At 59.1% G+C, this 25,180-nt stretch carries 27 protein-coding genes and 1 pseudogene; 24 read left to right on the top strand and 4 right to left on the bottom strand.

Annotation, left to right across the window (positions count from 1 at the left end):
• Positions 1-206 precede the first annotated feature (206 nt).
• From AB4N76_RS16250 to queC, 21 genes and pseudogenes are all read left to right on the top strand, one after another.
• Positions 207-933, top strand: a pseudogene (locus AB4N76_RS16250) (beta-ketoacyl synthase chain length factor).
• Positions 909-1,718 (top strand): lysophospholipid acyltransferase family protein, encoded by an 810-nt coding sequence (locus AB4N76_RS16245; RefSeq protein WP_046031136.1) that lies wholly within the window; start codon positions 909-911, stop codon positions 1,716-1,718. Before AB4N76_RS16250 ends, AB4N76_RS16245 begins: the two are co-directional and overlap by 25 nt.
• Complete coding sequence (locus tag AB4N76_RS16240) at positions 1,699-1,959, top strand: phosphopantetheine-binding protein (RefSeq protein ID WP_046031137.1); 261 nt, start codon at positions 1,699-1,701, stop codon at positions 1,957-1,959. The genes AB4N76_RS16245 and AB4N76_RS16240 overlap by 20 nt, the downstream gene beginning before the upstream one ends.
• A gap of 9 nt (positions 1,960-1,968) precedes the next feature.
• The gene (locus AB4N76_RS16235) at positions 1,969-2,223 is read left to right on the top strand and encodes an acyl carrier protein (protein WP_007947135.1); all 255 of its coding nucleotides are present in this window, start codon (positions 1,969-1,971) and stop codon (positions 2,221-2,223) included.
• Positions 2,220-2,762: a COG4648 family protein gene (locus AB4N76_RS16230; protein ID WP_046031138.1), complete on the top strand. Its 543-nt coding sequence runs from the start codon at positions 2,220-2,222 to the stop codon at positions 2,760-2,762. The genes AB4N76_RS16235 and AB4N76_RS16230 overlap by 4 nt, the downstream gene beginning before the upstream one ends.
• On the top strand, positions 2,762-4,444 hold the full coding sequence (locus AB4N76_RS16225) for an acyl-CoA synthetase family protein (protein WP_046031139.1): 1,683 nt from the start codon (positions 2,762-2,764) through the stop codon (positions 4,442-4,444). Before AB4N76_RS16230 ends, AB4N76_RS16225 begins: the two co-directional genes overlap by 1 nt.
• Positions 4,437-5,171 (top strand): glycosyltransferase family 2 protein, encoded by a 735-nt coding sequence (locus AB4N76_RS16220; RefSeq protein ID WP_046031140.1) that lies wholly within the window; start codon positions 4,437-4,439, stop codon positions 5,169-5,171. The genes AB4N76_RS16225 and AB4N76_RS16220 overlap by 8 nt, the downstream gene beginning before the upstream one ends.
• Positions 5,168-6,115, top strand: coding sequence for an LpxL/LpxP family acyltransferase (locus AB4N76_RS16215; RefSeq protein WP_046031141.1), 948 nt, complete (start codon positions 5,168-5,170; stop codon positions 6,113-6,115). Before AB4N76_RS16220 ends, AB4N76_RS16215 begins: the two co-directional genes overlap by 4 nt.
• Positions 6,096-7,640, top strand: a complete 1,545-nt coding sequence (locus tag AB4N76_RS16210; RefSeq protein ID WP_046031142.1) for an HAL/PAL/TAL family ammonia-lyase — start codon at positions 6,096-6,098, stop codon at positions 7,638-7,640. Before AB4N76_RS16215 ends, AB4N76_RS16210 begins: the two co-directional genes overlap by 20 nt.
• On the top strand, positions 7,633-8,058 hold the full coding sequence (locus AB4N76_RS16205; RefSeq protein WP_046031143.1) for an acyl-CoA thioesterase: 426 nt from the start codon (positions 7,633-7,635) through the stop codon (positions 8,056-8,058). The genes AB4N76_RS16210 and AB4N76_RS16205 overlap by 8 nt, the downstream gene beginning before the upstream one ends.
• Before the next feature lie 167 nt (positions 8,059-8,225).
• Complete coding sequence (locus AB4N76_RS16200; protein ID WP_046031366.1) at positions 8,226-8,804, top strand: outer membrane lipoprotein carrier protein LolA; 579 nt, start codon at positions 8,226-8,228, stop codon at positions 8,802-8,804.
• Complete coding sequence (locus AB4N76_RS16195; protein ID WP_046031144.1) at positions 8,788-11,130, top strand: MMPL family transporter; 2,343 nt, start codon at positions 8,788-8,790, stop codon at positions 11,128-11,130. Before AB4N76_RS16200 ends, AB4N76_RS16195 begins: the two co-directional genes overlap by 17 nt.
• Positions 11,127-12,287, top strand: coding sequence for a cation:proton antiporter (locus tag AB4N76_RS16190; RefSeq protein WP_046031145.1), 1,161 nt, complete (start codon positions 11,127-11,129; stop codon positions 12,285-12,287). The genes AB4N76_RS16195 and AB4N76_RS16190 overlap by 4 nt, the downstream gene beginning before the upstream one ends.
• The gene (locus AB4N76_RS16185; RefSeq protein ID WP_460163249.1) at positions 12,274-13,521 is read left to right on the top strand and encodes an NAD(P)/FAD-dependent oxidoreductase; all 1,248 of its coding nucleotides are present in this window, start codon (positions 12,274-12,276) and stop codon (positions 13,519-13,521) included. The genes AB4N76_RS16190 and AB4N76_RS16185 overlap by 14 nt, the downstream gene beginning before the upstream one ends.
• A gap of 49 nt (positions 13,522-13,570) precedes the next feature.
• Positions 13,571-14,053 (top strand): hypothetical protein, encoded by a 483-nt coding sequence (locus tag AB4N76_RS16180; protein ID WP_046031147.1) that lies wholly within the window; start codon positions 13,571-13,573, stop codon positions 14,051-14,053.
• Positions 14,050-15,246 carry a beta-ketoacyl-[acyl-carrier-protein] synthase family protein gene (locus tag AB4N76_RS16175; protein ID WP_460163248.1) on the top strand — a complete coding sequence of 399 codons (1,197 nt, stop codon included), beginning with the start codon at positions 14,050-14,052 and terminating at the stop codon, positions 15,244-15,246. Before AB4N76_RS16180 ends, AB4N76_RS16175 begins: the two co-directional genes overlap by 4 nt.
• Positions 15,243-15,704, top strand: coding sequence for an ApeP family dehydratase (locus AB4N76_RS16170; RefSeq protein ID WP_046031149.1), 462 nt, complete (start codon positions 15,243-15,245; stop codon positions 15,702-15,704). Before AB4N76_RS16175 ends, AB4N76_RS16170 begins: the two co-directional genes overlap by 4 nt.
• Positions 15,701-16,429 carry a 3-oxoacyl-ACP reductase FabG gene (gene fabG / locus AB4N76_RS16165; protein WP_046031150.1) on the top strand — a complete coding sequence of 243 codons (729 nt, stop codon included), beginning with the start codon at positions 15,701-15,703 and terminating at the stop codon, positions 16,427-16,429. The genes AB4N76_RS16170 and fabG overlap by 4 nt, the downstream gene beginning before the upstream one ends.
• Positions 16,429-17,655, top strand: coding sequence for a beta-ketoacyl-ACP synthase (locus AB4N76_RS16160; protein ID WP_460163247.1), 1,227 nt, complete (start codon positions 16,429-16,431; stop codon positions 17,653-17,655). The genes fabG and AB4N76_RS16160 overlap by 1 nt, the downstream gene beginning before the upstream one ends.
• Positions 17,656-17,681: 26 nt before the next feature.
• On the top strand, positions 17,682-18,476 hold the full coding sequence (locus AB4N76_RS16155) for a hypothetical protein (protein WP_460163246.1): 795 nt from the start codon (positions 17,682-17,684) through the stop codon (positions 18,474-18,476).
• Positions 18,477-18,636: 160 nt separating this feature from the next.
• Positions 18,637-19,332, top strand: coding sequence for a 7-cyano-7-deazaguanine synthase QueC (gene queC, locus AB4N76_RS16150; protein ID WP_460163245.1), 696 nt, complete (start codon positions 18,637-18,639; stop codon positions 19,330-19,332).
• 46 nt (positions 19,333-19,378) lie between these two features.
• Here queC and AB4N76_RS16145 read toward each other — a convergent pair whose 3' ends face one another.
• Both AB4N76_RS16145 and AB4N76_RS16140 read right to left on the bottom strand, forming a co-directional pair.
• Complete coding sequence (locus AB4N76_RS16145; RefSeq protein WP_256594754.1) at positions 19,379-20,257, bottom strand: queuosine precursor transporter; 879 nt, start codon at positions 20,255-20,257, stop codon at positions 19,379-19,381.
• A complete protein-coding gene (locus AB4N76_RS16140) occupies positions 20,254-20,844 on the bottom strand; it encodes a helix-turn-helix transcriptional regulator (protein WP_460163244.1) in 591 nt (196 codons plus the stop codon). Before AB4N76_RS16140 ends, AB4N76_RS16145 begins: the two co-directional genes overlap by 4 nt.
• Before the next feature lie 459 nt (positions 20,845-21,303).
• Between AB4N76_RS16140 and AB4N76_RS16135 the strand changes: the two genes are divergently transcribed.
• Both AB4N76_RS16135 and AB4N76_RS16130 read left to right on the top strand, forming a co-directional pair.
• Complete coding sequence (locus AB4N76_RS16135; RefSeq protein ID WP_109785379.1) at positions 21,304-21,678, top strand: DUF6124 family protein; 375 nt, start codon at positions 21,304-21,306, stop codon at positions 21,676-21,678.
• Positions 21,679-21,714: 36 nt separating this feature from the next.
• Complete coding sequence (locus AB4N76_RS16130) at positions 21,715-22,005, top strand: hypothetical protein (RefSeq protein WP_460163243.1); 291 nt, start codon at positions 21,715-21,717, stop codon at positions 22,003-22,005.
• An 81-nt stretch (positions 22,006-22,086) separates the two neighbouring features.
• Here AB4N76_RS16130 and AB4N76_RS16125 read toward each other — a convergent pair whose 3' ends face one another.
• On the bottom strand, positions 22,087-22,530 hold the full coding sequence (locus AB4N76_RS16125) for a DUF2846 domain-containing protein (RefSeq protein WP_046031158.1): 444 nt from the start codon (positions 22,528-22,530) through the stop codon (positions 22,087-22,089).
• 305 nt (positions 22,531-22,835) lie between these two features.
• Entirely contained in the window at positions 22,836-23,732 is an 897-nt protein-coding gene (locus AB4N76_RS16120) for a LysR family transcriptional regulator (RefSeq protein ID WP_046031159.1), read from the bottom strand.
• A gap of 119 nt (positions 23,733-23,851) precedes the next feature.
• On the opposite strand from AB4N76_RS16120, the gene AB4N76_RS16115 reads away from it, so the two are divergent.
• Positions 23,852-25,129: an MFS transporter gene (locus AB4N76_RS16115; RefSeq protein WP_460163242.1), complete on the top strand. Its 1,278-nt coding sequence runs from the start codon at positions 23,852-23,854 to the stop codon at positions 25,127-25,129.
• The last annotated feature ends 51 nt before the right edge of the window (positions 25,130-25,180 follow it).

The following is a 25,180-nucleotide window of genomic DNA, read 5'->3' as shown; positions in this document are numbered from 1 at the left end:
CAGACATGAACATCCAGCCATGGATAATGGCGAAACGATAGCTTTTAGCGAACCGGACGGTACATTCATTGCGCAAAATGTAACCAGTATTTGCTACGCGCCCGTAGCACCGGGATAATGCGCGCCACTCGGCGCTACGCGTCACGTAAGGTCTGCCGCTGTTTTTGCGGCTCACCGCGTCAACGAAGCCCTGCAGGGCGGGATGTATGTCTGTGATTAATTTCAACATCGCCCAATGGCGCGCATGGGCTCCGGGGCTCGAAAGCGTGGACGAATGGCAGGCATGGAGCCGACAACCGGTGGTGCTTGCGAGCAGCGATGTCGCACCCGACGTGTCTTTTTCTGCCCGCCATGCAGCGCCGACGACTCAGCCGATTGGCGCGCATGGCATTCAGTGTCGGCTGGCCCTTGGCTGAGGGTCGCCAGGACTTGCCGTTGGTGTTTGTTTCCCGACATGGCGAAACCCCGCGCACGTTTGAAATCCTCAGCGATCTGGCCGCCGACCAACCGCTGTCGCCGACTCAATTCAGTTTGTCCGTGCACAACGCCGTCATTGGGCTTTGGTCGATCATGCGCGGCGAAACCAGCGAAATGACCGCCCTCGCCGCCGCCGGTGACGGGCTGGAACACGGCATGCTGGAGGCCGCTGCAATGCTGGACGAAGGCGCGCCTGCCGTCCTGTTGATTATCGCCGAAGAACAACCGCCCAATGCCTATGAGACATGGATCGACGATGTCCCGTTTCCGTATGCCGTCGGTCTGTTACTGACACCCGGTACCGACTGGCAGCTGATGCTGAACAGCGCGACGGATGAGTTGTCCAACGCCCACTGGCCCCATGCCCTGAATCTGGTTCGCACCCTGCTCGGCCAGCAAACCACCTGCCAACATGCCTGGAAGAATCGTGTATGGACCTGGCATCGCACTCCGTAACGGAAAAAAACCGCGACGCCTATTACTGGCGCCTGCTGGCCACTGCCGCAAGCTTCACCCTGTTCGGGTTGGGTGGCCTGTGCCTGCGACTGGTGGTTTTTCCGTTGCTCAATTGCTTTCCCGGTGATGCGCGGACCCATCGGCTGCGCGCGCGACAGACCGTCAGTCGCTGCTTCTGGTTATTTGTCCGGTTCATGGCCCGCACCGGCGTCCTGACCTACGACATCCAGGGCGCGGAAAAACTGGGCCGCCCCGGGCAAATGATCATTGCCAATCACCCCTCGCTGATTGATGTCGTGTTTCTGATCGGCTTGGTGCGTCACGCCAATTGCGTCGTGAAACAAAGCCTTTGGGAGAATCCCTTTACCCGCAGCCCGCTACGGCGCACCGAATACATCAGCAACGACGGCAGCATGGACATGCTCGACGCCGCTGCCAACGCGTTGAAAGACGGCCAGACCTTGATCATCTTTCCCGAAGGCACGCGCACCCAGCCTGGCGAGGCACCGGCCTTTCATCGGGGGGCCGCGGCAATCGCCTTGCGCGGTGCGAAAATCCTCACCCCTGTGATCATCAAGGTCAGCCCTACGACGTTAACCAAGGCCGAGCCCTGGTATCGGATCCCGAAACGCCGCGTGCACTTCAGTTTCCGTGTCGGGGCCGATATAGACCCACAAGCTTTCGCAGCGCTAGGCCCTGCACCTCAGGCATCGCGCAAGCTCAACGATTATTTGCATACTTACTTTATCAAGGAGCTCGCCGAAGATGAGCGATCTGCACCGTGACATCAAAGAACTGATCATCGATGCCCTCGGCCTCGAAGACATCAGTGCCGAAGATATCGACAGCCATCAGGCACTGTTCGGCGAAGGCCTGGGTCTGGATTCGGTGGACGCACTGGAGCTCGGTCTGGCCATCCAGAAAAAATACGGCATCAAAATCGACGCCGACGCCAAAGACACCCGTGATCACTTCACTAACGTGGCGAGCCTCGCGGCGTTCGTCACTGCAAAACAGGCAGCTTGAGACCGGACCATGCAAACTCGTGACGACATTTTCAACACTCTGCGCGATGCTTTGGTCGAGCTCTTCGAGCTGGACCCTGCGCGCGTGAGCCTGGAATCGAACCTGTATCAGGATCTGGAAATCGACAGCATCGACGCCGTCGACCTGATCGATCACATCAAGCGCCAGACCGGCAAAAAAATCGCCGCCGAAGAGTTCAAATCGGTGCGTACCGTCAGCGACGTGGTCGAGGCCGTCTATCGCCTGGTTCAACCTGCCGCATGAGCCGACTGGTCGGCCTTGGCCTGCTGCTCGCAGGCCTGTTGTACCCCTTCGCGGTGTATTTCGGCATGGAACATTTTGCTCCGTGGCAGTTCGGCCTGTTGCTCGGCAGCCTGTGGCTGGCGCGAGCGCTGCTCGGTGCACGCCGTCCCGGCAGCCTGTGGATGGCGATCACCGCAATGGTTTTTTGCCTGTTGCTGGCCCTGTTCGACAGTCCGCTGTTGCTGCGCTGGTACCCGGTGCTGATCAGCGTGTTCATGCTTGGGTTGTTTGGTTTGAGCCTCTGGTTCGGCCCGCCGATGGTCGAGCGTCTGGCGCGTCTGCGTGAACCGCACCTGCCGGCCAGGGCCATTATTTATACCCGCCAGGTGACGATCGTCTGGTGTGTGTTTTTCGTCTTTAACGGATTGCTCACCGCTGCCCTGACTCTTTGGGCGCCGCTGAGCTGGTGGATGTTGTACACCGGCCTGATTTCCTACGGGTTGATGGGCCTGCTGTTTGCCATTGAATGGCTGATACGACAACGGGTACGAGGCCACTGATGAATTGGATAACACTTGAGCAACTGTTGCTCAAGGCTCAGCCGGAGCGTGCCGTCACAGCCGAACCGGCGCTGAATCACGCACAACTGTGCGAACAGGCCCTGCGCCTGGCGGCCGGCCTGCAAGCGCAAAACGTGCAGCGCATCGCCGTGCACCTTGAAGACGCCGCCGACCTCGCCATTGCCCTGCTCGGTGCCTGGCGTGCCGGCGTCAGCGTGCTACTGCCGGCCGATCTACAACTCCAGACCCGCCAACGCTGGTCCAGTGAAGTCGATCTGTGGCTGACTGATCTGGCCGATGATGCGCACCTGAGCGATTACCGCCATCCGCCTCTCACTGCCGCTGCACTGGATCTGGACACTTGCCAACTGAGCCTTTGCACGTCTGGCTCCAGTGGCGACCCCAAGCGCATCGACAAAACCCTGCGGCAAATGGCCAATGAAGTTCAGGCACTGGAGCAACTCTGGGGCGCTGATCTGGGTCAGGCTTGCATTGTTGGCAGCGTCGCCACCCAACACATCTATGGCTTGCTGTTCCGCGTGCTGTGGCCGCTGTGCGCCGGGCGGCCGTTCGTGCGCAAGCAATTGGCGTTCCCGGAAGACCTGCAGCGCACCAGTCGCGAACACCCGGTGTTCGCCTGGGTCGCCAGTCCGGCGCTGCTCAAGCGCATGGGCGATAACCTCGACTGGCCTGCCTTGAGCGCTGTGCGCCGGGTGTTTTCCTCGGGCGGCGCCTTGCCCGCCGAGGCCGCGCAAAGCCTGCACCAACGCTTGCGCCAATGGCCGACAGAAATCCTCGGCAGTTCAGAAACCGGCGGCATCGCCTGGCGTCAGGGCAGCGATCTCTGGCAGCCGTTCGCCGGTGTCGAGTTGAGCCAGGACAGCGACGGCGCGCTGTTGATCAAATCTCCCTACTTGCCGGTCGGCCACATCGAACACACCGCTGATGCGGCGCGAATCGCAGCCAATGGCCGTTTCGAATTGCTGGGACGCCTGGACCGGATCGTCAAACTGGAAGAAAAACGCATCTCGCTGCCCATGCTGGAAAAAGCGCTGATGGCGCATGAGTGGGTCGCGGAGGCGCGCCTCGGTGTGGTCCAGGAAAACCGCGCCTCACTGGGTGCACTGCTGGTGCTCAGCGAATCAGGGCTGCATACCTTGCGCAATCAGGGTCGGCGCACCCTTACAGAAGCACTGCGTCAGCACCTGAGCCAGCATTGCGAAGCCCTCGCCCTGCCCCGGCGCTGGCGATTGCTGCGACAGTTGCCACTGAATGCTCAAGGCAAACTGCCGCAGGCCGACGTCGAGGCCCTGTTGCTGGCACCTCGGGTCAAAGCACCCGAAGTGCTCGAACAGGTCGAAGTCGAGGGCGAATGGAGCCTGCAACTCGCAGTCCCGCCAGACCTCGCTTACTTCAGCGGCCACTTCCCGCAAACCCCGGTATTGCCCGGTGTGGTGCAGGTGGATTGGGCGCTGAGCCTGGGTCAACAATTGATGGACCTGCCAGCAAAATTCGCCGGCATGGAAGTGCTGAAGTTCCAGCAACTGGTGCGCCCGGGCGACGAAATCCAGTTGCACCTGCGCTTTGACCCAGAGCGCAGCAAACTGTATTTCGCCTATCGCAACGAGACCGCCACCTGCTCCAGTGGGCGGATTCTGCTGGAGGCGGCCAGCGATGCATAACCCCTGCGCAATCGTCCCGGTCTACAACCATGAAACCGCGATCGGCACGGTGGTCGAGGCGCTGATTGCCAGCAACCTGCCGTGCATTCTGGTGGACGACGCCAGCAGTCCGGCGTGCGCCAGGGTGCTCGATCGACTGGCCCAGCGCGAAATGGTTTACCTGATCCGCCTGGCCGCCAACCAGGGCAAGGGTGGTGCGGTCATGACCGGCTTGCGTGAAGCGTCACGCCTGGGCTTCAGCCATGCGTTACAAGTGGACGCCGACGGCCAGCACGACCTGCAAGACGTGCCGCTGTTCATCAAAAAATCACGCGCCGAGCCGAGCGCGGTGATCTGCGGCTACCCACAATATGACGCCAGCGTACCCAAGGGCCGCCTGTATGCCCGCTACCTGACGCACGTCATGGTCTGGATCAACACGCTGTCCTTGCAGATTCGCGATTCCATGTGCGGCTTTCGCGTCTACCCATTGCCGCCCATCCTGGCACTGATCGACTCGGCGAAGATAGGCAAGCGCATGGACTTCGACTCGGACATCCTTGTGCGCCTGGCCTGGCGCAACGTGCCGATGCAGTGGTTGCCGACCAGGGTTCACTACCCGTTGGACGGCGTCTCGCATTTCCGCCTGTTTCACGACAATGTGCTGATTTCCAGCATGCACACCCGGCTGTTCTTCGGCATGTTGCTGCGGGCCCCGGTGATCCTCTGGCGACGGTGGCGAGCATGAGCAGCAACGTAGACAAGAAACACTGGGCCGACCGCCAGGAGCGCGGCAGCTTCTGGCTGATGAAGCTCACCGCGTTCGGTGCCAAAGTACTGGGTCGACGCCTGTTGAGTCCGGTCTTGTACGGCATCGTCCTGTACTTTTTCCTGTTCGGCCGCAGTGCCCGCCACAGCGCCTGGCAGTACCAGCAACGGCTCGCCGACTGGAGCGCGCGCAACGAATTGCGCCCCACGCATTGGCGCGTGTTCGGTCAGTTCATGGCGTTCGCCGACTCCATGCTCGACAAGCTCGACGTATGGAATGGCAAGCTGAGCATCGACCAGATCGAAATCATCGACCCGGCACTGCTGCGCAATCAACTGCGTGGCAGCCGCGGGCAAATGCTGGTGGGCGCGCATCTGGGCAATCTCGAGGTCTGCCGCGCACTGGCGGAAATCGGCGAAAAAGTCACGATGAACGTCCTCGTACACACCAAGCACGCCGAGCAGTTCAACCGCTTGCTGGGCGAGGCCGGCGCGACCAATCTGCGGCTGATCCAGGTCAGCGAGCTGGACCCGGTGATCATGCTGCAACTGCACGAACGCCTTGAGCGCGGTGAATGGCTGGCGATTGCCGGCGACCGCGTGCCGCTGCACGGCGCACGCACAGTGACCGTGGACTTTCTCGGCCATCAGGCAGCATTCCCTCAAGGTCCATGGCTGCTGGCCGGTTTGCTGAAGTGCCCGATCAATCTGTTGATGTGCCTGAAGAAACCGGCAGGCCAGTATCGAGTGACCCTCGAACCCTTCGCCGAGGCCGTGACGTGGAAACGCAGCGACCGCGAGCAGGTCATTCATCAGTGGGCATCCCGCTACGCCGCGCGCCTGGGTCACTATTGCCTTGAAGCGCCCCAACAATGGTTCAACTTTTACCCTTTCTGGAAGAGCGATGACGACGCCAATGCATGAGCCGGTAACCTTCGGCGAACTCCCTTTGCGCATCGAAGACGTGCTGGCCCTGGCCAATCGTCAGGTGCCGACGCAGTTGCAGGGCGATCCCGCGTACCGCGAGCGTATTGCCAAGGGCGCGCGATTCCTCGACTCCCTGCTGGACAAGGAAGGTGTGATCTATGGCGTGACCACCGGTTATGGCGACTCCTGCGTAGTCGCGGTGCCGCTGCATCACGTCGAGGCGTTGCCCCGTCATCTGTATACCTTCCACGGCTGTGGCCTGGGCAAATTGCTCGACGAACAGGCTACCCGCGCAGTGCTCGCCGCGCGTTTGCAGTCACTGTGCCACGGCGTATCCGGGGTTCGCGTTGAGCTGCTGGAACGCCTGCAAGCGTTCCTCGAACACGACATTCTGCCGCTGATCCCGGAGGAAGGCTCGGTGGGTGCCAGCGGTGATCTGACGCCGTTGTCCTATGTGGCTGCGACCCTGTCGGGCGAGCGCGAAGTGATGTTCCGTGGCGAACGCCGACAGGCGGCCGACGTCCACCGCGAACTCGGCTGGCAGCCACTGGTCTTGCGCCCCAAGGAAGCCCTGGCGCTGATGAACGGCACCGCCGTGATGACCGGCCTTGCCTGCCTGGCCTTCGCCCGCGCCGACTACCTGCTGCAACTGGCGACGCGCATCACCGCGCTGAACGTCGTCGCCTTGCAGGGCAACCCGGAACACTTTGACGAGCGCCTGTTCGCCACCAAACCGCACCCGGGGCAGATGCAAGTTGCCGCGTGGCTGCGCAAGGATCTGGCGATCGACGCGCCGACCGCACCGCTGCACCGCCTGCAGGATCGCTACTCGCTGCGTTGCGCCCCCCACGTCCTCGGCGTATTGGCCGACAGCCTGAACTGGCTGCGTTCGTTCATCGAAATCGAACTCAACAGCGCCAACGACAACCCGATCATCGACGCCGAAGCCGAGCGCGTGCTGCACGGCGGTCACTTCTACGGCGGCCACATCGCGTTCGCCATGGACAGCCTGAAGAACCTGGTGGCCAACGTCGCCGACCTGCTGGATCGCCAACTCGCGCTGCTGGTGGATGAGCGATACAACCATGGCTTGCCGAGCAATCTGTCCGGCGCCAGCGCAGATCGGGCGATGCTCAACCACGGCTTCAAAGCCGTGCAGATTGGCACCAGCGCCTGGACGGCCGAAGCGCTGAAAAATACGATGCCGGCCAGCGTCTTTTCGCGCTCCACCGAGTGCCACAACCAGGACAAGGTAAGCATGGGCACCATCGCCGCCCGCGATGCGATTCGCGTGCTGGAGCTGACCGAACAGGTCGCCGCGGCGACCCTGCTTGCCGCCAATCAGGGCGTCTGGCTGCGCAGCAAGGCTGAAGACGCGCGCCCGTTGCCGCCGGCCCTTGCCGCCATGCACTTCGAGCTGGCCAAAGACTTCCCGCCGGTCATCGAAGATCGCGCCCTGGAAGGCGAATTGCGCCTGTGCCTGAAACGAATCGCCGAGCAACACTGGAGGCTGCATGCGTAGCAAGGGAGTGCTTCACACCGATACGGAAATCCTCGTGCCGTTCTTTGACGTCGACACCATGCAGGTGGTCTGGCACGGCCATTACGTCAAATACCTGGAAGTGGCCCGCTGCGCACTGCTGGACAAGATCGGCCACAACTACACGGCGATGTCCGAGTCGGGTTACGCCTGGCCGGTCATCGACTTGCAACTGCGCTACGTGCGCGGCGCGGTGTTCGGGCAGAAGCTGAACGTGCGGGCGAATCTGGTGGAGTGGGAGAACCGGTTGAAGATCAATTACCTGATCAGTGACCTGGACACCGGCGAACGCCTGACCCGCGCCAGCTCCGTGCAAGTCGCCGTCGACATGGCCAGCCGCGAAATGCAATTGGCCTCGCCGAAGGTTTTCATCGACGCCGTCGAAAGGATGCTCGCATGAACCTGCTGAAGACCCTCTGTAGCAGCCTGCGTTCGACCTGTAGCAGCTGGCGAAGCCTGCGTCCGGCTGCGCAGCAGACGCCTGGCGTTTCGCTTGATGCACCGAATGCTCAGGTTTTGCGACGGCTTCGCCGCCGGACGCAGCCTCGCGGGCTCGGCAGCTGCTACATGTTTGTGGTGGTGCTTGGCTTTTCTTCGTGGGCGCAGGCTTTCGACCTGCAACAACTCAGCGATCAACTGGCCAGGCCCGATGTGATCCACGGCCAGTTCATCCAGGAGAAACACCTGCGCGCCCTGCCCCAGCCGCTGACCAGCAAGGGCACCTTCGTACTCGCGAAAAACAATGGCCTGTTGTGGTTGTTGAAAACGCCGTTGCAGCAGGATTACCGCATCACCACCAAGGGCATAGCCCGGCGAGACGCCAACGGTTGGCAAATGCTGCCGGGCAAAAGCGCCGGCGCCGAGCAAAACCGCTTGTTCCTCGCCGTCCTGCAAGGCGACAGCAGCGGTCTGCAACGGGATTTCGAGCTGTCCCTGAGTGGCGAGGCACAGAACTGGACACTGACATTGACCCCACGCTCATTGCTGCTCAAGCAGGTGTTCAACCAGATCAACATCACCGGCGGAGAATTGGTGCACAGCATCGAACTGATGGAAACCCAGGGCGACAGCACGCTATTGCGCATGCAGGACACCACCAGCGCCGAACCGTTGAGTACCGCGGAGCAACATGACTTTGCCGAGTGAACGCAGACTGCCATGGCTGTTCCTGATCCTGCTGCTGGCAGTGCTCGCGCTCGCCGGCTGGCAATGGCGTGGCGGCGCGCCCCTGTCGGCCAACCTGATGGACCTGGTGCCGGGCACGGCGCCGGACGCACTGGAACTGCGCGCCGAACAACGCATGCAAGAACCGCTGAACCGCGAAATGCTGATGCTGGTCGGCCACAAGGATCGCGGACACGCCATCGCCATGGCGCAGAAACTGGGTGAGCAATGGCAGGCCAGCGGATTGTTCGAGAAGGTCCAGTGGACGTTGCAGGCCGACTTGCCCGCCCTGCGTACACAACTGCTCAAAGGCCGATTGGCGATGCTGTCCGAGGCGGATCGCAAGCAACTGGTTGAGCACCCCGACACCTTCATCCAGCAGCGGGTACAAGCATTGTTCGACCCGTTCACCGGTTTCAGCCTGGTGCCGAGCCAGGATGACTGGCTGGGCCTCACCGGGCGCATCCAGAACAGCCAGCCGCAACGCGGCACCGTGCAACTGGACATCGGCAGTGGCGCCTTGATCGCCGATGCCGACGGCATGAGCTGGGTGTTGCTGCGGGCAAAAGCCACAGGCAATGCGTTTGACATGAACCTGCCGTTGCAAGTGGCAGACCTTCTCAAACACAGCCGCGAACAGGCGGCTCAGGCTGACGTGCAACTGCTGGCCGCCAGCGGATTGCTCTACGCCGCCAACGGTCAGCAACAAGCCTCCCGCGAGATGACCTGGGTCGGTGGCGGCGCCACGCTCGGCATTCTGTTGCTGCTGTTACTGGCCTTCCGGCGTTGGCGGGTGTTGCTGGCGTTCGTGCCGGTCGTGGTGGGCATGCTGTTTGGCGCGGTGGCTTGCGTGGCGCTGTTTGGCCATATGCATGTGATGACGTTGGTACTCGGCTCCAGCCTGATCGGCGTAGCCGTCGACTACCCGCTGCATTACCTGTCGAAAAGCTGGAGCCTGAAACCCTGGCACAGTTGGCCTGCATTGCGCCTGACGCTGCCGGGCCTGACATTGAGCCTGATCACCAGTTGCATCGGCTACCTCGCGTTGGCCTGGACGCCATTTCCGGCCCTGACCCAGATCGCCGTGTTTTCCGCCGCCGGCCTGCTTGGTGCTTACCTGTCCGCCGTCTGCCTGCTTCCGGCGCTGCTCAAGGGCGCGGATATCCGTCCGGCGCAATGGCCGCTACGGGTCTGTGAATTTTTGCTGAACCTGCGTGAAGCGCTACTCAAACATGCCAGCACACCCGTGTTGCTGGCCCTGCTGATTGCCTTCTGCGTGGGTGGCCTGGTGCAACTCGAAAGCCGCAATGACATCCGCCAGTGGATCGGTGCACCGCAGCAAATGACTGACGAAGCCCGGACCATTGCGCGGATCACCGGTTTTCAACCAACCAGCCAGTTTTTCCTGGTGCGCGGTGCCAATCAGCAGGAGCTGCTGGAACGCCAAACGGCGTTGAGCGAGCGCCTGGATCAGTTGGTCAGCCTGGAAAAACTCAAGGGCTACCTGTCACTGAATCAACTGGTCAGCCAGCCAAGTGACCAGCTGCAAGTGCGTGAGGCGTTGACCCGGTTGCCGCAATACTGGCAACCACTGCTCGACATCGGCGTACCGGTGCAAGCACTGCAAGAAGAGCTGACAACACTTCAGGCATTGCCCACCGAAGACATCGACGCTGCGCTGACCGGGCCGCTGGCCGAGCCCTACCGCCCACTGTGGCTGGGCGTGACCGATGACGGTGATGTGGCGGCGATGGTCAGCTTGCAAGGCCTGAACAACCCGGCGCTGCTGCGCGTGCAGGCGCTGGACTTGCCGGGGGTCGAACTGGTCGATCGTCTCGGTGAATTGAACGACGTGTTTGCGGCGACCCAGATCAGCGCCGCGGAACTCAAGCTCGCTTCCTGCGTGTTGATCGTGCTGGTATTGATTCTGCCCTTTGGTCTCGGCGGCGCCCTGCGAATCGTCGCGCTGCCGTTGCTGGCCGCGCTGTGCAGCCTGGCCAGCCTCGGCTGGTTGGGGCAACCGTTGACACTGTTCAGCCTGTTCGGCCTGTTGCTGGTGACGGCGATCAGCGTCGATTACGCAATCCTCATGCGTGAACAGGTCGGTGGCGCAGCGGTGAGCCTGCTGGGCACCTTGCTGGCGGCGCTGACCACATGGCTGTCGTTCGGTCTGCTCGCGGTGTCCAGCACACCGGCGGTGAGCAACTTCGGGCTGGCGGTGAGCCTTGGCCTGGCGTTCAGCTTCATCCTGGCGCCGTGGGCCGGTCGCCAGGCCCACGACGTTGCGGTTGCGGAGCCGGCAGCATGATGATCGTCCTGTTTTGGCTGATGGCCCTCGTGATGTTTGCCGTGGCGACGCGTGTGGGTCGCCGTTTCGGGCTGATTCCAATCGTCAGCCAGTTGCTGCTGGCCACCTTCGGCCTGCCATTGCTGATGTATTTGTGGATCGAACCCGGTTGGCAGCTCAGCGGCGCCGAACTGATCTCGCCGGCATGGCTGAAGAATCTCTACAGCCTGAGCTTTGCCTTGCTGCTGGGGAACATTCTCAGCGACGTGATCGATCTGCGGCTGGATCGCCAGAGCCTGAAAATTGCCCTGCCGAGTTTTGCCATTCCGTTCGCTGGCGGGCTGGCGACGGCGGCATGGCTGCTGCCGGCGCAACCGTGGATCAGTTCATTGGCAGTGGGGCTGGTGTTCGCCATCACCGCGATCCCGGTGTTGTACCTGTACCTGCGGCACATCAACTACCCGCCCACGGCCACCCGGCGTCTAGTGCAGACCGCGATCCTCATCGACCTGACCTGCTGGACGTTGTTCGGTTTTGCCCAAGGCAGTCTGCACGTCAGCAGCCTGCTGCTGCCGCTGGCCGGCGCTTGCCTGCCGTTGCTGCTGCGTCTGATTGGTTTGCGTCAGCCATTGCTGCACAGCGGCGGCTTCTTTGCGCTGCTGGTGGTCGCCGAGCACTTCAAACTCAATGCGCTGATTTTCGGCATTGGCTATCTGCTGTGCATGGCCATGCTGAAAGTACCGTTGGTGTTGCCCGTCCCCGCGATCTGGATGAGCCGCCTGCAAACATGGATCGCTATTCCGCTGATCCTCACGTTCGGCATCGTGCAGATTAACGTTCACGCGGCCATGGCCAGCCTCGGCTGGGTCCAATTGGCGGCACTGTTGCTGTTGCCGATTGCCAGCAAGCTGCTGGGCAACTGGCTGGGACTCCGTTGGGCCGGCGCCTCCTTTGAGGGTGCCAGCCGCTGGCGGGAAAGCCTGCTGCTGAATATTCGCGGTTTGAGCGAGATCGTCTTTCTCAATCTGCTGCTGCAACAACAGCTCATCAGCCCGGCGCTGTACTTTGCGTTGATGGTGATGGGTCTGATCGCGACCCTGCTGCCGGCACTCGCCGGCCTGCATAGCCCCCTTTTGAATATCGCCGCCCCGGCAAGGAGCCCCCGTGCCAACAGTTGAAATGGAACGTCGACAAGTCGTCGTCATCGGCGCGGGCCCCTCAGGGGCGATCGCGGCCGCGCTGCTCAAGCGCAACGGTCACGATGTGCTGATGATCGAGCGTCAACACTTTCCCCGGTTTTCCATCGGCGAAAGTCTGTTGTCGCATTGCCTGGATTTCGTTGAAGAAGCCGGCATGCTCGATGCCGTGAACGCTGCGGGATTCCAGGTCAAGAACGGAGCCGCGTTCGCCTGGGGCGAGCAGTACAGCGCCTTTGATTTCGGCGATACGTTCAGCCACGGCAAACCGACCACGTTCCAGGTCCAGCGCGCCGATTTCGACAAGCTGCTGGCCGACCAGGCCGCACTGCAAGGCGTGGACGTTCGTTACGGCGAAGCCATCGTCAGCGTGGATTTCAGTTTGCCAAAACCGCAGCTCGACGTGCGCCGCGAGGACGGCAGCGAGTACCGCATCGAAGCCGATTTCGTGCTCGATGCCAGCGGTTACGGCCGTGTGCTTCCACGCCTGCTGGACCTTGAAGCGCCTTCCAATTTCCCGGTGCGTCAGGCCGTGTTTACCCACATCGAAGACAACATCGACAGCCCGACCTTCGAGCGGGAAAAAATCCTCATTACCACCCACCCGATCCATCGCGACATCTGGTTCTGGACCATCCCGTTCAGCAATGGCCGTTGCTCGGTGGGGGTAGTGGCCGCCGCCGAACATTTCGAAGGCCGCATGGAGGATCTGGATGAATGCCTGCGCGGGTTCATCGCTGAAACGCCGAGCCTGGCCGGCGTGCTTGAACATGCGCGATGGGATACGCCTGCGCGCACCATCGGCGGTTACTCGGCCAACGTCAAAACCCTGCACGGCCCCAGCTTTGCGCTACTCGGCAACGCAGCGGAATTCCTCGACCCGGTGTTCTCTTCCGGGGTAACCATCGCCATGCGCTCGGCGAGCATGGCCGCCGGGGTTCTGCATCGCCAACTGCAAGGTGAACGCGTCGACTGGCAAATCGAGTTCGCCGAACCACTCAAGCGCGGCGTCGACACTTTCCGCTGCTACGTCGAAGGCTGGTACGCCGGGACGTTCCAGGATGTGATCTACCATCCAGGCAGCTCACCGGACATCCGCCGCATGATCAGCGCGATTCTCGCCGGTTATGCCTGGGACGAACGCAACCCGTTCGTCAGTGAACCCAAGCGCCGGCTGCGGGTGTTGTCAGAACTCTGCGCAAGAGATGTCACATGAATGACAGGACCGCTAGTGTGCGGCGCACATCCTTTGAAGGTAATGCCTGATGATCCGTTTTCTGCTCCTGGGCTGCCTGCTGTTGCTGAGTGCTTGCGCCAGCCAGGCACCGCTGCCCGAGCACATCCCGAAGCTGTCGTTGCCGCTGCAATTGCACATCCAGCGCCTGGAAGCCGCGCAACGTCAGGACTGGGTTTTGGTGATCCAGCATGAAGAAGCGGGGCTTCGCTGGTCGATGATGGATTTGCTGGGCATTCCGCAGGCGCGGCAGATATTGACCGATGGAAAGTGGCAGGCCGACGGTCTGTTGCCGCCCAACCCGGAAGCCCGGGAGTTGTTCGCCGCGTTACTGTTTGCCCTGACCCCCAAAGATGAGCTGTCGGGCAACTACCCCACCGCCTGGCAACACGGCAGGCAACGGTCCCTGCCAACACACTGGGATGTCCTTTATTCACAACCCATGACCTTTGAGTTGAACCTGCCCAAGGGGCCCCGGTATGAAGTCACGCCGCTGAGCGGGGAGGCACCATGACGGCCTATCTGAATGCCCTCGGGGTGATCTGCGCCTTGGGCCGTGGCAAGCAAGAAGTCGCGCGCAATCTGTTTGCCGGTGACGGCTCAGGCCTGCGCGTCGAAACCGGCTGGGTGCCAGAGCGCTCGTTGCCGGTGGCGGCGGTCAGCGGCGATTTGGCACCGATCCCCGCTGAGCTGAAAAAGCAAAACACCCGCAACAACCAATTGTTGCTGGAAGCCGCGCTGCAAATTCGCGAAGAGATCGATCAGGCGATCCAGACCTACGGCCGCGATCGCATCGGCGTGATCCTGGGCACCAGCACCTCGGGCATCGATGAGGCCAGCCGTGGGTTGGCCCATTACATCCGCGAAGACGAATTTCCCGCTGACTACGACTATCAGCAGCAAGAACTCGGCGCGCCCGCCAGCTTCCTTGCCGACTGGCTGCAATTGAGTGGCCCGGCCTATGTGATTTCCACCGCCTGTACCTCCAGCGCACGGGCGCTGATGAGTGCCCAGCGTCTATTGGATCTGGGCCTGTGCGACGCGGTGTTATGCGGCGGCGTCGACAGCTTGTGCAAACTGACCCTTAACGGTTTTTCGGCCCTGGAAGCGGTGTCCGCGCAGCGCTGCAATCCGTTTTCGGTCAACCGCAACGGCATCAACATTGGCGAGGCGGCCGCGTTGTTTTTGATGAGCAAAACCGCTGGCGATGACCACGCCATCGCCCTGCTCGGCAGCGGCGCCAGTTCCGATGCCCACCACATCTCGGCGCCAGAGCCGACCGGTCGTGGCGCGCTGCAAGCCATGAGCAAAGCCCTGAGCCGCGCAAACCTGCAACCGCAGCAAATCCATTACCTGAACTTGCACGGCACCGCGACCCAGCACAACGACGCCATGGAAAGCCTTGCCGTGGCCGCGCTGTTCCCGCAAGGCGTGCCCTGCTCGTCGACCAAGCCGATGACCGGTCACACCCTCGGCGCCGCCGGTGCCCTGGAAGCCGCGTTCTGCTGGCTGAGCCTCGGCCCGGACAACCTCGACCACAGCCTGGCGCCCCACGTCTGGGACGGCCAGCCCGACCCGCTGTTGCCCGCCTTGCATTGGGTGACCCCGGCCGATCGCCTGACGTCCATTGCACCTCGCTATTTGATGAGCAATTCCTTTGCCTTCGGTGGCAACAACGTCAGCCTGATTATCGGAGACGCACCATGATTGACTGGCCGCTCGCCGAGTTGCTGCCACACGCTGGCGACATGATCCTCATCGAGCAGATCCTTGCATTCGACGAGGAGCAGATTCACACCCGCATGACCGTCAGGCCCGGCGGTCTGTTCAACCGTCCCGACGGCAGCCTGCCGGCCTGGGTCGGCATTGAAATAATGGCCCAGAGTGTCGCCGCCTACGCCGGTTGCCATGCGCGCCAGCGCGGCGATGAGGTGGAGTTGGGCTTTCTGCTCGGCAGCCGCAAATTCGAATGCAACGTCGAGCACTTCCCGGTCGACACCGAACTGACCATCCATGGCATTCGGTCACTGGAAGACGACAACGGCATGGGCGTGTTCGAATGCCATATCAACGCCCCCGGCATCCACGCCACCGCACGCCTGAACGTGTTTCGTCCGCCTCAGGCCGCTCAATATCTTCATGAACCCCAAGGAGTCCAGTCATGACTGAATCCGTACTGGTCACCGGTTCCAGCCGCGGCATCGGCCGCGCCATCGCTTTGCGTCTGGCCCAGGCCGGGCATGACATCGTGCTGCATTGCCGCAGCGGTCTGACGGACGCTATTGCCGTCAAAGCCGAAATCGAAGCCTTGGGCCGCAACGCGCGTGTCCTGCAATTTGACGTCTCCGACCGCGCCAGCTGCAAAGCCATTCTCGAAGCCGACGTAGACACCCACGGCGCCTATTACGGCGTGGTGCTCAATGCCGGCCTGACCCGTGACGGTGCTTTTCCGGCGCTGAGCGAGGATGATTGGGACGTGGTGATGCGCACCAACCTCGATGGTTTCTACAACGTGCTGCACCCGGTAATGATGCCGATGATTCGTCGTCGCGCTGCCGGGCGGATTGTCTGCATCACTTCGGTGTCGGGGTTGATCGGCAATCGTGGCCAGGTCAACTACAGTGCCTCCAAGGCCGGTCTGATCGGTGCGGCCAAGGCGCTGGCGATTGAATTGGGCAAACGTAAAATCACCGTCAACTGCGTCGCACCCGGCCTGATCGACACCGCCATGCTCGATGAAAACGTGCCCGTGGAAGAACTGATGAAAATGATCCCCGCACAACGCATGGGCACCCCTGAAGAGGTGGCCGGCGCGGTGAATTTCCTGATGTCGGCGGAAGCGTCGTACATCACCCGGCAGGTTCTGGCCGTCAATGGAGGCCTGTGCTGATGAAGCGCGTTGTCGTCACCGGCATGGCCGGCATCACCTCACTGGGCAGCGACTGGGCAACCATCGCCGGCAACTTCGCGGCCAACCGCAGCGGCATCCGGCGCATGGACGAATGGGATCGCTTTACCGAACTCAATACACGCCTGGCCGGCCCCATCGATGACTTCAAAGTCCCGAGCCACTGGACCCGCAAGCAACTGCGCAGCATGGGCCGTGTGTCGCGGCTTGCTGTGGGCGCTGCCGAGCAAGCGCTGGCCGATGCCGGGTTACTGGGCGACGAGTCGATCAAGGACGGGCGCATGGGCGTCGCTTGCGGCTCATCTACCGGCAGCACCGACGAGATCAAGGCGTTCGGCAACATGCTGCTCAACTCGGTGGCCGAAGGCCTGAACGCCAACTCCTACGTGCGGATGATGCCGCACACCACGGCTGCCAACATCAGCATCTTCTTCGGCCTCACCGGTCGGTTGATCCCGACGTCGAGCGCCTGCACCAGCGGTAGCCAGGGCATCGGTTACGCCTACGAGTCGATCAAGTTCGGCCGCCTGCCGCTGATGCTGGCGGGCGGCGCCGAAGAGCTGTGCCCGACCGAAGCGATGGTCTTCGACGCGCTCTACGCCACCAGCCTGAAAAACGACGCCCCGCAAACCACCCCGCGTCCTTATGACAAGGGTCGCGACGGCCTGGTGATCGGTGAAGGCGGCGGCATGCTGGTGCTGGAAGAGCTGGAACATGCCTTGGCACGCGGTGCACGCATTCATGCTGAACTCGTCGGTTTCGGCAGCAACGCCGACGGCCAACACACCACGCGACCGGAGCAACTCACCATGCGTCGGGCCATGGAACTCGCCCTCGAAGACGCCGGGCTTCAGCCTTCGGACATCGGCTACGTGAACGGTCACGGCACCGCGACAGAACAGGGCGACATCGCCGAAACACTGGCTACCAGCGCATTGTTCGGCGAACACATGCCGATCAGTTCGCAAAAAAGCTTCCTCGGCCACACCCTGGGCGCCTGCGGTGCGCTGGAGTCCTGGTTCAGCATTGAAATGATGAACAGCGACCTGTACGCACACACTTTCAACCTCGACGAGGTCGACCCGCACTGCGGCAAACTGGATTACCTGCGAGGCGAGTTCCGGCAGATGAGCAACGAATACGTGATGAACAACAATTTCGCTTTTGGTGGCGTCAACACCTCGTTGATCTTCCGTCGCTGGCACTGACCTGAACCACGTTTGGAGTAAAAGGAATGACTCTGTATCAGCGCATCGGCGCGTTGTTCACCGTGGCCGCTGCGCTGAGCGGTTGCACCGGTAACCCGGTGTACACCGCCAAGGAACACTTCCCCAGTGACCGAGGCTTGACCAACGACCGCATGAGCCGCGCCATCGTCACCGCGTTGATCGAACGCCAATGGGTAGTGCAGTCGGCGCGTCCCGGCATGATCAAAGCGGCCGTCACCGTGCGTGACAAACACCACGCCGAAATCGACATCCCTTACACATCGAATTCGTTCGAAATCGACTACCGCGACAGCCGCGGCCTGGACTACCAGGACGGCCGGATCCACGGCACCTACAACCGCTGGATCACCTATCTGCGCGACGACGTGATCCAGCAACTGGCCGCCGACCCGGACCGCGACCAACTCGTCGCCCTGCAAAATGCCTACGAACCCACCTTCCAGAACTTCCGTGAAGGCGTGAAACGCGCCACCGAAATCGGCTTGCTGGACGGTAGCGTCAAGTTCTACCTGGCGGGAGAAGCGCTACCGGCCAACGTCAGCAAACTGAATACCGTGAGCAGTAGCCGAATCACCCAGAACAACGAAGAAGTCTCGGACGAAGACGCCTGCTTCCGGGCGCTGCAATCAACGCTGGCGACGTTGCAGAGCAAGGCGAAAAAGGCCGGTGCCAATGCGGTGATCAATATTGCGGGGGCTGGCAAACGCGATTTGAGCAGCGACAGCGGGAGCTATCAGTGTTTGCCGAAGGTGGAAGTGTCTGGGGTGGCGTTGCGTGGGGAGTTGGTGCGGGTTGAGTGAGGTGGAGAAAGGGCTCAACACACCTCCATTCCGAGAATAGGAATGAAATAAAGGGAAGCCGGAATACATCATTTCGGAAACGTCCGACAACCAGAATTGAGGCTTTGCGCTAGGTTCAATGCCCCGTGATATGTCGGGGCATCACAAGGACGAACGAACCATGATTAAAAAGGCCGTTATCGTTTTCAGCGGTGGGCAGGACTCCACCACCTGCTTGATCCACGCGTTGCCGCGCTACGATGAAATCCACTGCATTACGTTCGACTATGGCCAGCGCCACCGCGCAGAAATCGAGGTCGCGCAGCAGCTGTCGAAAGAGCTTGGTGTGACCGTGCACAAGTTGCTGGACACTACGTTGTTGAATGAACTGGCTATCAGTAGTTTGACGCGTGACAACATTCCAGTACCTGGCGTGGGTAGCTCAGGAGAAAGTTTGCCAAGCACCTTCGTGCCTGGCCGGAATATTCTGTTTTTAACCTTAGCTGCTATTTATGCCTATCAAGTACAGGCCGAGGCAGTCATCACAGGTGTTGGCGAAATAGATTTCTCTGGCTACCCGGATTGCCGTGATGAATTTGTCACGAGTCTGCACAAAGCCATTGAACTGGGCATGGACTACAAGCTGCGCATTGAAACGCCGCTCATGTGGTTGAACAAGGCGGAAACATGGGCGCTTGCCGAACAGCATGGAAAGCTTGAATTGGTTCAACACCAGACACTGACTTGCTACAACGGAATAATTGGAACTGGATGCGCGAATTGCGACGCGTGCAATCTCCGCGCGAAAGGGCTGAATGAGTTTCTGGAGAACAAGTCTACGGTTATGAAAAGTCTGGTAAGCAAACAAAAAAATTAAACAGCAAGAATCAGGGGAAGCCATGCCGCTTCCCCTTTTCCACGTCTCAGACACTAACCACATACCTTTTAAATAGAGACCTGGCTCCATAGGCGGGCAAAATATTAAAAATAGCAAAACACATTTTTATGGCAATCTGGACATAAACAATATCAAGTATTTCAGCATTAGCCATCGAACCGTAAAATGCAATAAAGCAAAAAATGAAACTGTCTATTATCGACGCAAAAAACGTACTAAAAAACACCCGTAAAAATAAAAATCTGGAATTTGTAAGCTGCTTTATTTCACTCAACAAATAAGAGTTCACGTATTCTGAAAAAATAAAAGATATCGAGGATGCCACCAGCACGGACAATATATGACTCATGACCTCTCCATATGCCACATTAAGATCCCAACCTGACAAACCGGGAAGATAGATTGTAGCGCCAAGCGAAACGACAATAAAAACATTAGTTACAAAAGTAAATAAAATGGCTTTTCTCGCAAGGCCAAGCCCATAAAACTCGTTCAACATATCAACTATCAAAAATGTCAGCGGATACAGAAAAACTCCTGGAGTGACAACAATATCAAGCCAATCTATGTATACAAGTTTGGTCGCAGCAATATTTGTGAACATATACAACGCAAAAAGCAATAAATTCAAAGCAACATAAATCACCCATGATTTCTCATGCCTGTCAGTTATATCATATGCAGTCAACACCGCTCCCCGCGAGTAGAACTTTTTGTATATGCTTTTTATTTCATCCCTACTTAAGTCGTCGATGATTTCACTTCTCAATAATTCGCTTACCTTAATTTTTATAACCTTCCCCGTCCCTGTAGACGTGACCATAATAACGGCGAGATCTTTGCCTCTCTCAAACCCTAATAGTTTGTATTTTCTGTTTTCTAGATCACTATTGTCGGATTTCAAAATCTTTCCTCCACTATTTTTCCGACAACGCAGATACCTTCAGAATCAAAAGACTCCGCATCAGCTATAAATAATTTTTTTGTAGCCTTATCGTATGCCAGTATCTCTCCACCTCTATTCGACGGACCTTTCTTAACGATTAACAAATCGCCCGCCTCATTTGAACCAACAATATCAACCTCCAAAAGCACACCTATTAAATTACAGGCCTCCCCAAAATAATAAGTTAGAGGATGAGTAGTGGCCAACTCGCCGATTCTTTTATCAAGACTCCTAATTAATGAGCTTTCTTTAATTATCGGAACTGCCGCTGGATTCATATTTCCTTGCAGAGAGATATTGCTCTCTATCAGTTCCCTCTCTTCGAAATCGACACTTTCTATTTCTTTATAAGAGACCCCAAAAAAGTCTGATATTTTTCGAATGGTAGATTGCTGTACATTCACCACTCTCCCTTCCAAAATGTTATATATCGTCGTCCTGGTCAACCCACTGGAATTACATAATGAAAGCTGCGTCTCTCCTCGGCTTTTTATTAAATACTTAATGTTATTTTTCAAATTTTCTGTTTTTTCTTTCTTGTACATTCAACAGCCACCATTTTTTTACAACCCCAAAGAGCCGTATCAGAGCTGAGTATCTGCAGTCATGCCTTACTCGAAATCAGTCCTATACATCCTAGCCGCTGTAAAAATGGCAACACCGCAAAAAAGACAAACATTCGTTAGATAATGTTTCGCAGTTAAAAACCCAGCTGGACTGCTGGCATGCTAAAGAATTTTCTTACAGAAACAAGGAAGACAGTATGTGCATAGCCGGTATATCCATCGCAACCAAAATTGCAAGATTTCAACATTGTATTTTGCGAAAAGTCACGCCACCCCTAAAAGAATCATTTAATTAAGCAAATGTTTAATAGTTTGGTTAACTAATTGAAATTTATAACGAACAGCTTTACCAGTTAGTAAATTTGAGTACAGTGACCAACCAGTTCCATTTCAAACAATTGAGCCGGCACTTTCTTAAATCTTGCAGGGAGCATCATCATGAAAAAAAACAAACCTACCTCCCCGGAATCAGCAGACATTTCATCCGCCGATCTAGCCAAACTCTCCGAAACCACCGAGCGCACCGTCAGCGCCCGCCTGCGCAATCCAAACCGCCCCGACCCCGTCAGCCATGTGTTCAGCATCAACCCGAACGTCGATACAGAGTCCTTGCTCTGTCACGCCACTGAAACCCTTGCCTCGCTGAATGTGATGACCACTGACCTCGCCTGCGAGCTCGAAGGCTCGCTCCGCAACGAGGCATTGGCCATTCAGCAACTGGTCGTGCTGGCCGAGCTGATGGTCAACCGGGCCCTGGATATTCTTGACCCTCCCAGCGGGTTGTCTATGGCGTCATCCAACAGTCACCAATAAGTAATCGCGCTCTCTTACGCAATGGAGGTTTTTGTCATGGATAGATACATGCCTATCACAGGTATCGATTGCACCATCGCTTCGCTGGTGATCGACACCGAAGCACCGCTGGACGTGTTGCACGAAACAGCGGCTTACCGCATCCGCACTGCGACTCAGCTGCTTGAGAGTTTTGCGTTTGGTGAGGGCGTTTACAGTGAGCTGGCGCGGGTGTTGGTGACGTCATTGCGTGATGGTTGTGATTTGCTGGATGTCGTCGGGCGACGATTGCAGGAGCAAGTTTCGGCGCAGCACAGCAAATCAAGACCAGCGCCGGCCGAGTCGTAACGGCGTTAGCGGTGTGGACGGACGGGTTTCCAACACGTGTGAAAACGGCCCCTGCGCTTGGCGCAGAGGCCGTTCCAACACTTACTGAGCCTGGATCAACTTGCTTTCAGCAACGCCAGCACGACCGGTGTGGTCATCAACCACTTGCAGGCTGTTGCGTGCCTTGATGAAGCCCACTTTCACTTCCTGCCAGACAAAGTAGTTCTTGCCGGCTTCTGCGGTGAGTTTCAGTTCGGAATCGTTTTCCGCCGAGGACACCAGAGTCTGCTGACCGGCCGGAACGGCCAACATCAGGTACGACTTGGCGACGGTCTGGCCGACCGGTTTACCGTTGAGCGTCACCGGCATTTTCACCCCGGCGCCCATGCTCTCGTTGCGATAAACATAAATATTGGCTTTGTCCGGGGCGACCTGGAAGGTCTTCGCCTGAGCGTCCTGCGTGTCATCCGCCATTTTTACCGAAGCGCAACCACCGGTGAGTGCGGCTACGGCCAGCAAAGCGGTGAGGGTTAGCTGCTTGAACATCCTGTATCTCCATTGTTTGTGATGAGTCCGAAACTGTTATCGGCTGATCAGAAAAAAGGCGAAGGGATGCATCAAAAAAACATGGCAAGCCCCCAGGGCGCGAGTTTGCGCGCTATCAGAAGTGCTGAAGGCGACAGCGTCAGGGGTGGTGTTGCGTGGGGATCAGGTACAGATTGACTGAGGAGGGTCATGCTAAAACGACAAAGGGCGCCTTTCGGCGCCCCTTCACAAACAGGCCGGCTTGTCATCGCCCTGTACCAGGGTGAATCCCTAAAGCGGATCCGTTACGCGAAATGTCTTTGCTCTCAAGCCCCTTCAACCTTACGCGTCAACAACTCAACAAACGCCTTGGCCATCGGCGACTTCTGATCCTTGCGCTGCACCAGCCACACCGCCGACACCGCCGCCGGATCCAGTAACGGTCGATACACCACACCGTCGATGCGCATCCGCTGATACGACGCCGGCAGCACCGACACGCCCAATCCCGCCGCGACCAAACCAATAATCGTCATCGCCTCACCCGCCTCCTGCGCAAAGTGCGGACTGAAACCGGCATCGCGGGCCAGGCTGAGCAATTGTGCGTACAGGCCACTGCCATAACTGCGCGGGAAAAACACAAAAGGTTCGAGGGCCAGTGCCGACAGGAACAAACCTTCTTCGCTGTCATTAACCAGCGGGTGTTTGGAGCTGAGCACCGCCACCAATGGTTCGCGCATCAGCTCCACGACACTGAGGGAGTCCGGTAACCCCAGCGGCCGCATGATGCCGACCTCGATCGACTCGTCGACCAACGCATCGGCAACCTGGGTACTGCTCATCTCCCGCAAATTCAGGTGCACCGCCGGAAAGCGTTGGCGGAACGAGAAAATCGCCTGGGGAATGGTCGAGTTGAACGGTGCCGAGGAGGTGAAGCCAATCTTCAATTCACCGAGCTCACCCAGCTGCGCACGCCGCGCCACGTCGGCGGCTTTGTCGACCTGTGCCAGCACCAATCGAGCCTCTTGCAGAAACAACCGACCGGCTTCGCTGAGCTCGACCCGACGATTGGTACGCTCGAACAAGCGAGCGCCAACCTCGGCCTCCAGCGCCTGAATCTGCTGGCTCAGCGGCGGCTGAGAGATGCCCAGCACCTGAGCGGCGCGGCCGAAGTGCAGTTCTTCGGCGACGGCGATGAAGTAGCGCAGGTGACGCAATTCCATGAAAACCCCATTAGGTCGTAAAAGCTCTTAAACAGGTCGAACAATATATTGGATTGAATCATTAGGCAGCTATATGATTTTTTCATTGCCTGCCCGGCTGCGTCCCTCCGAGGTCCAACGTGAAAACTGCTGTCGCTCCACTCGCCCATGAAGTTCCGCCTGCTGCGGCGAACGATATCGTCGCCGAGCTGAAGGAGATTTACATCGAAAAAGGCACGCCGATGTTCATGCGCACGGTGCTGGCGCTGTTCTCCGGCGGCTTCGCGACCTTTGCGTTGCTCTATTGCGTGCAACCGATGATGCCGTTGCTGTCCCACGAATATTCGATCAACGCGGCGCAGAGCAGCCTGATCCTGTCGGTCGCCACCGGCATGCTCGCCATTGGCCTGCTGATCACCGGTCCGATCTCCGACCGTGTCGGCCGCAAACCGGTGATGGTTGCTGCATTGTTCGCCGCCGCGCTGTGCACCATGGCCAGCGCGATGATGCCGAGCTGGGAAGGCGTGTTGATCATGCGCGCACTGATCGGGTTGTCGTTGAGTGGCCTGGCAGCGGTGGCCATGACTTACCTGAGCGAAGAAATCCACCCACAGCACATCGGCCTGGCCATGGGTTTGTACATCGGCGGCAATGCGATTGGCGGGATGTGCGGGCGCTTGATCACCGGCGTGTTGATCGACTTCGTCAGCTGGCACACGGCGATGCTGGTAATCGGCGGCCTGGCCCTGATCGCCGCAGCGGTGTTCTGGAAAATCCTCCCTGAATCGCGCAATTTCCGCGCCCGCTCAATGCACCCACGCAGCTTGATTGACGGCTTCACCATGCACTTTCGCGATACCGGTTTGCCGCTGCTGTTTCTCGAAGCCTTTGTGCTGATGGGCGCGTTCGTCACGCTGTTCAACTACATCGGCTACCGCTTGCTGGCCGAGCCGTACCACATGGAACAAACCTTCGTCGGACTGCTCTCGGTGGTGTACCTGTCGGGGATCTACAGTTCGGCAAAAATCGGTTCGCTGGCTGACAAGCTTGGCCGCCGCAAGGTGCTCTGGTCGACCATCGTGCTGATGCTCGCCGGCCTCGCCTTGACGATGTTTACACCGCTGCCGCTGGTGATCATCGGCATGCTGATTTTCACCTTTGGTTTCTTTGGCGCGCATTCGGTGGCGAGCAGCTGGATCGGGCGCCGGGCGATCAAGGCCAGGGGGCAAGCGTCATCGCTTTATCTGTTCAGCTACTACGCCGGGTCGAGTATTGCCGGGACGGCGGGCGGGGTGTTCTGGCACTTGGGCGGATGGAACGGGATCGGCTTGTTTGTCGGCGGGTTGCTGGTGATTGCGCTGCTGGTGGCGTTGAAACTGGCGAAGTTGCCGCCGTTGCCAGGCACCGCACTGGTTTAGCCACAACTGCGCCCTAGCGGTAATCGCGAGCCAAGGTACACTGACGACATT

This window comes from Pseudomonas sp. S2_F03, from assembly GCF_054668335.1.
Note: the sequence above shows the minus strand (reverse complement) of the source record. Positions and strands in the feature narration are given on the sequence as shown.

Bases quoted from the DNA above. Each gene is read 5' to 3' on its own strand.
- AB4N76_RS16245 (WP_046031136.1), top strand. From the start codon at position 909: ATGGACCTGGCATCGCACTCCGTAACGGAAAAAAACCGCGACGCCTAT.
- AB4N76_RS16240 (WP_046031137.1), top strand. From the start codon at position 1,699: ATGAGCGATCTGCACCGTGACATCAAAGAACTGATCATCGATGCCCTC.
- AB4N76_RS16235 (WP_007947135.1), top strand. From the start codon at position 1,969: ATGCAAACTCGTGACGACATTTTCAACACTCTGCGCGATGCTTTGGTC.
- AB4N76_RS16230 (WP_046031138.1), top strand. From the start codon at position 2,220: ATGAGCCGACTGGTCGGCCTTGGCCTGCTGCTCGCAGGCCTGTTGTAC.
- AB4N76_RS16225 (WP_046031139.1), top strand. From the start codon at position 2,762: ATGAATTGGATAACACTTGAGCAACTGTTGCTCAAGGCTCAGCCGGAG.
- AB4N76_RS16220 (WP_046031140.1), top strand. From the start codon at position 4,437: ATGCATAACCCCTGCGCAATCGTCCCGGTCTACAACCATGAAACCGCG.
- AB4N76_RS16215 (WP_046031141.1), top strand. From the start codon at position 5,168: ATGAGCAGCAACGTAGACAAGAAACACTGGGCCGACCGCCAGGAGCGC.
- AB4N76_RS16210 (WP_046031142.1), top strand. From the start codon at position 6,096: ATGACGACGCCAATGCATGAGCCGGTAACCTTCGGCGAACTCCCTTTG.
- AB4N76_RS16205 (WP_046031143.1), top strand. From the start codon at position 7,633: ATGCGTAGCAAGGGAGTGCTTCACACCGATACGGAAATCCTCGTGCCG.
- AB4N76_RS16200 (WP_046031366.1), top strand. From the start codon at position 8,226: ATGTTTGTGGTGGTGCTTGGCTTTTCTTCGTGGGCGCAGGCTTTCGAC.
- AB4N76_RS16195 (WP_046031144.1), top strand. From the start codon at position 8,788: ATGACTTTGCCGAGTGAACGCAGACTGCCATGGCTGTTCCTGATCCTG.
- AB4N76_RS16190 (WP_046031145.1), top strand. From the start codon at position 11,127: ATGATGATCGTCCTGTTTTGGCTGATGGCCCTCGTGATGTTTGCCGTG.
- AB4N76_RS16180 (WP_046031147.1), top strand. From the start codon at position 13,571: ATGATCCGTTTTCTGCTCCTGGGCTGCCTGCTGTTGCTGAGTGCTTGC.
- AB4N76_RS16175 (WP_460163248.1), top strand. From the start codon at position 14,050: ATGACGGCCTATCTGAATGCCCTCGGGGTGATCTGCGCCTTGGGCCGT.
- AB4N76_RS16170 (WP_046031149.1), top strand. From the start codon at position 15,243: ATGATTGACTGGCCGCTCGCCGAGTTGCTGCCACACGCTGGCGACATG.
- fabG (WP_046031150.1), top strand. From the start codon at position 15,701: ATGACTGAATCCGTACTGGTCACCGGTTCCAGCCGCGGCATCGGCCGC.
- AB4N76_RS16160 (WP_460163247.1), top strand. From the start codon at position 16,429: ATGAAGCGCGTTGTCGTCACCGGCATGGCCGGCATCACCTCACTGGGC.
- AB4N76_RS16155 (WP_460163246.1), top strand. From the start codon at position 17,682: ATGACTCTGTATCAGCGCATCGGCGCGTTGTTCACCGTGGCCGCTGCG.
- queC (WP_460163245.1), top strand. From the start codon at position 18,637: ATGATTAAAAAGGCCGTTATCGTTTTCAGCGGTGGGCAGGACTCCACC.
- AB4N76_RS16140 (WP_460163244.1), bottom strand. From the start codon at position 20,844: ATGTACAAGAAAGAAAAAACAGAAAATTTGAAAAATAACATTAAGTAT.
- AB4N76_RS16135 (WP_109785379.1), top strand. From the start codon at position 21,304: ATGAAAAAAAACAAACCTACCTCCCCGGAATCAGCAGACATTTCATCC.
- AB4N76_RS16130 (WP_460163243.1), top strand. From the start codon at position 21,715: ATGGATAGATACATGCCTATCACAGGTATCGATTGCACCATCGCTTCG.
- AB4N76_RS16125 (WP_046031158.1), bottom strand. From the start codon at position 22,530: ATGTTCAAGCAGCTAACCCTCACCGCTTTGCTGGCCGTAGCCGCACTC.
- AB4N76_RS16120 (WP_046031159.1), bottom strand. From the start codon at position 23,732: ATGGAATTGCGTCACCTGCGCTACTTCATCGCCGTCGCCGAAGAACTG.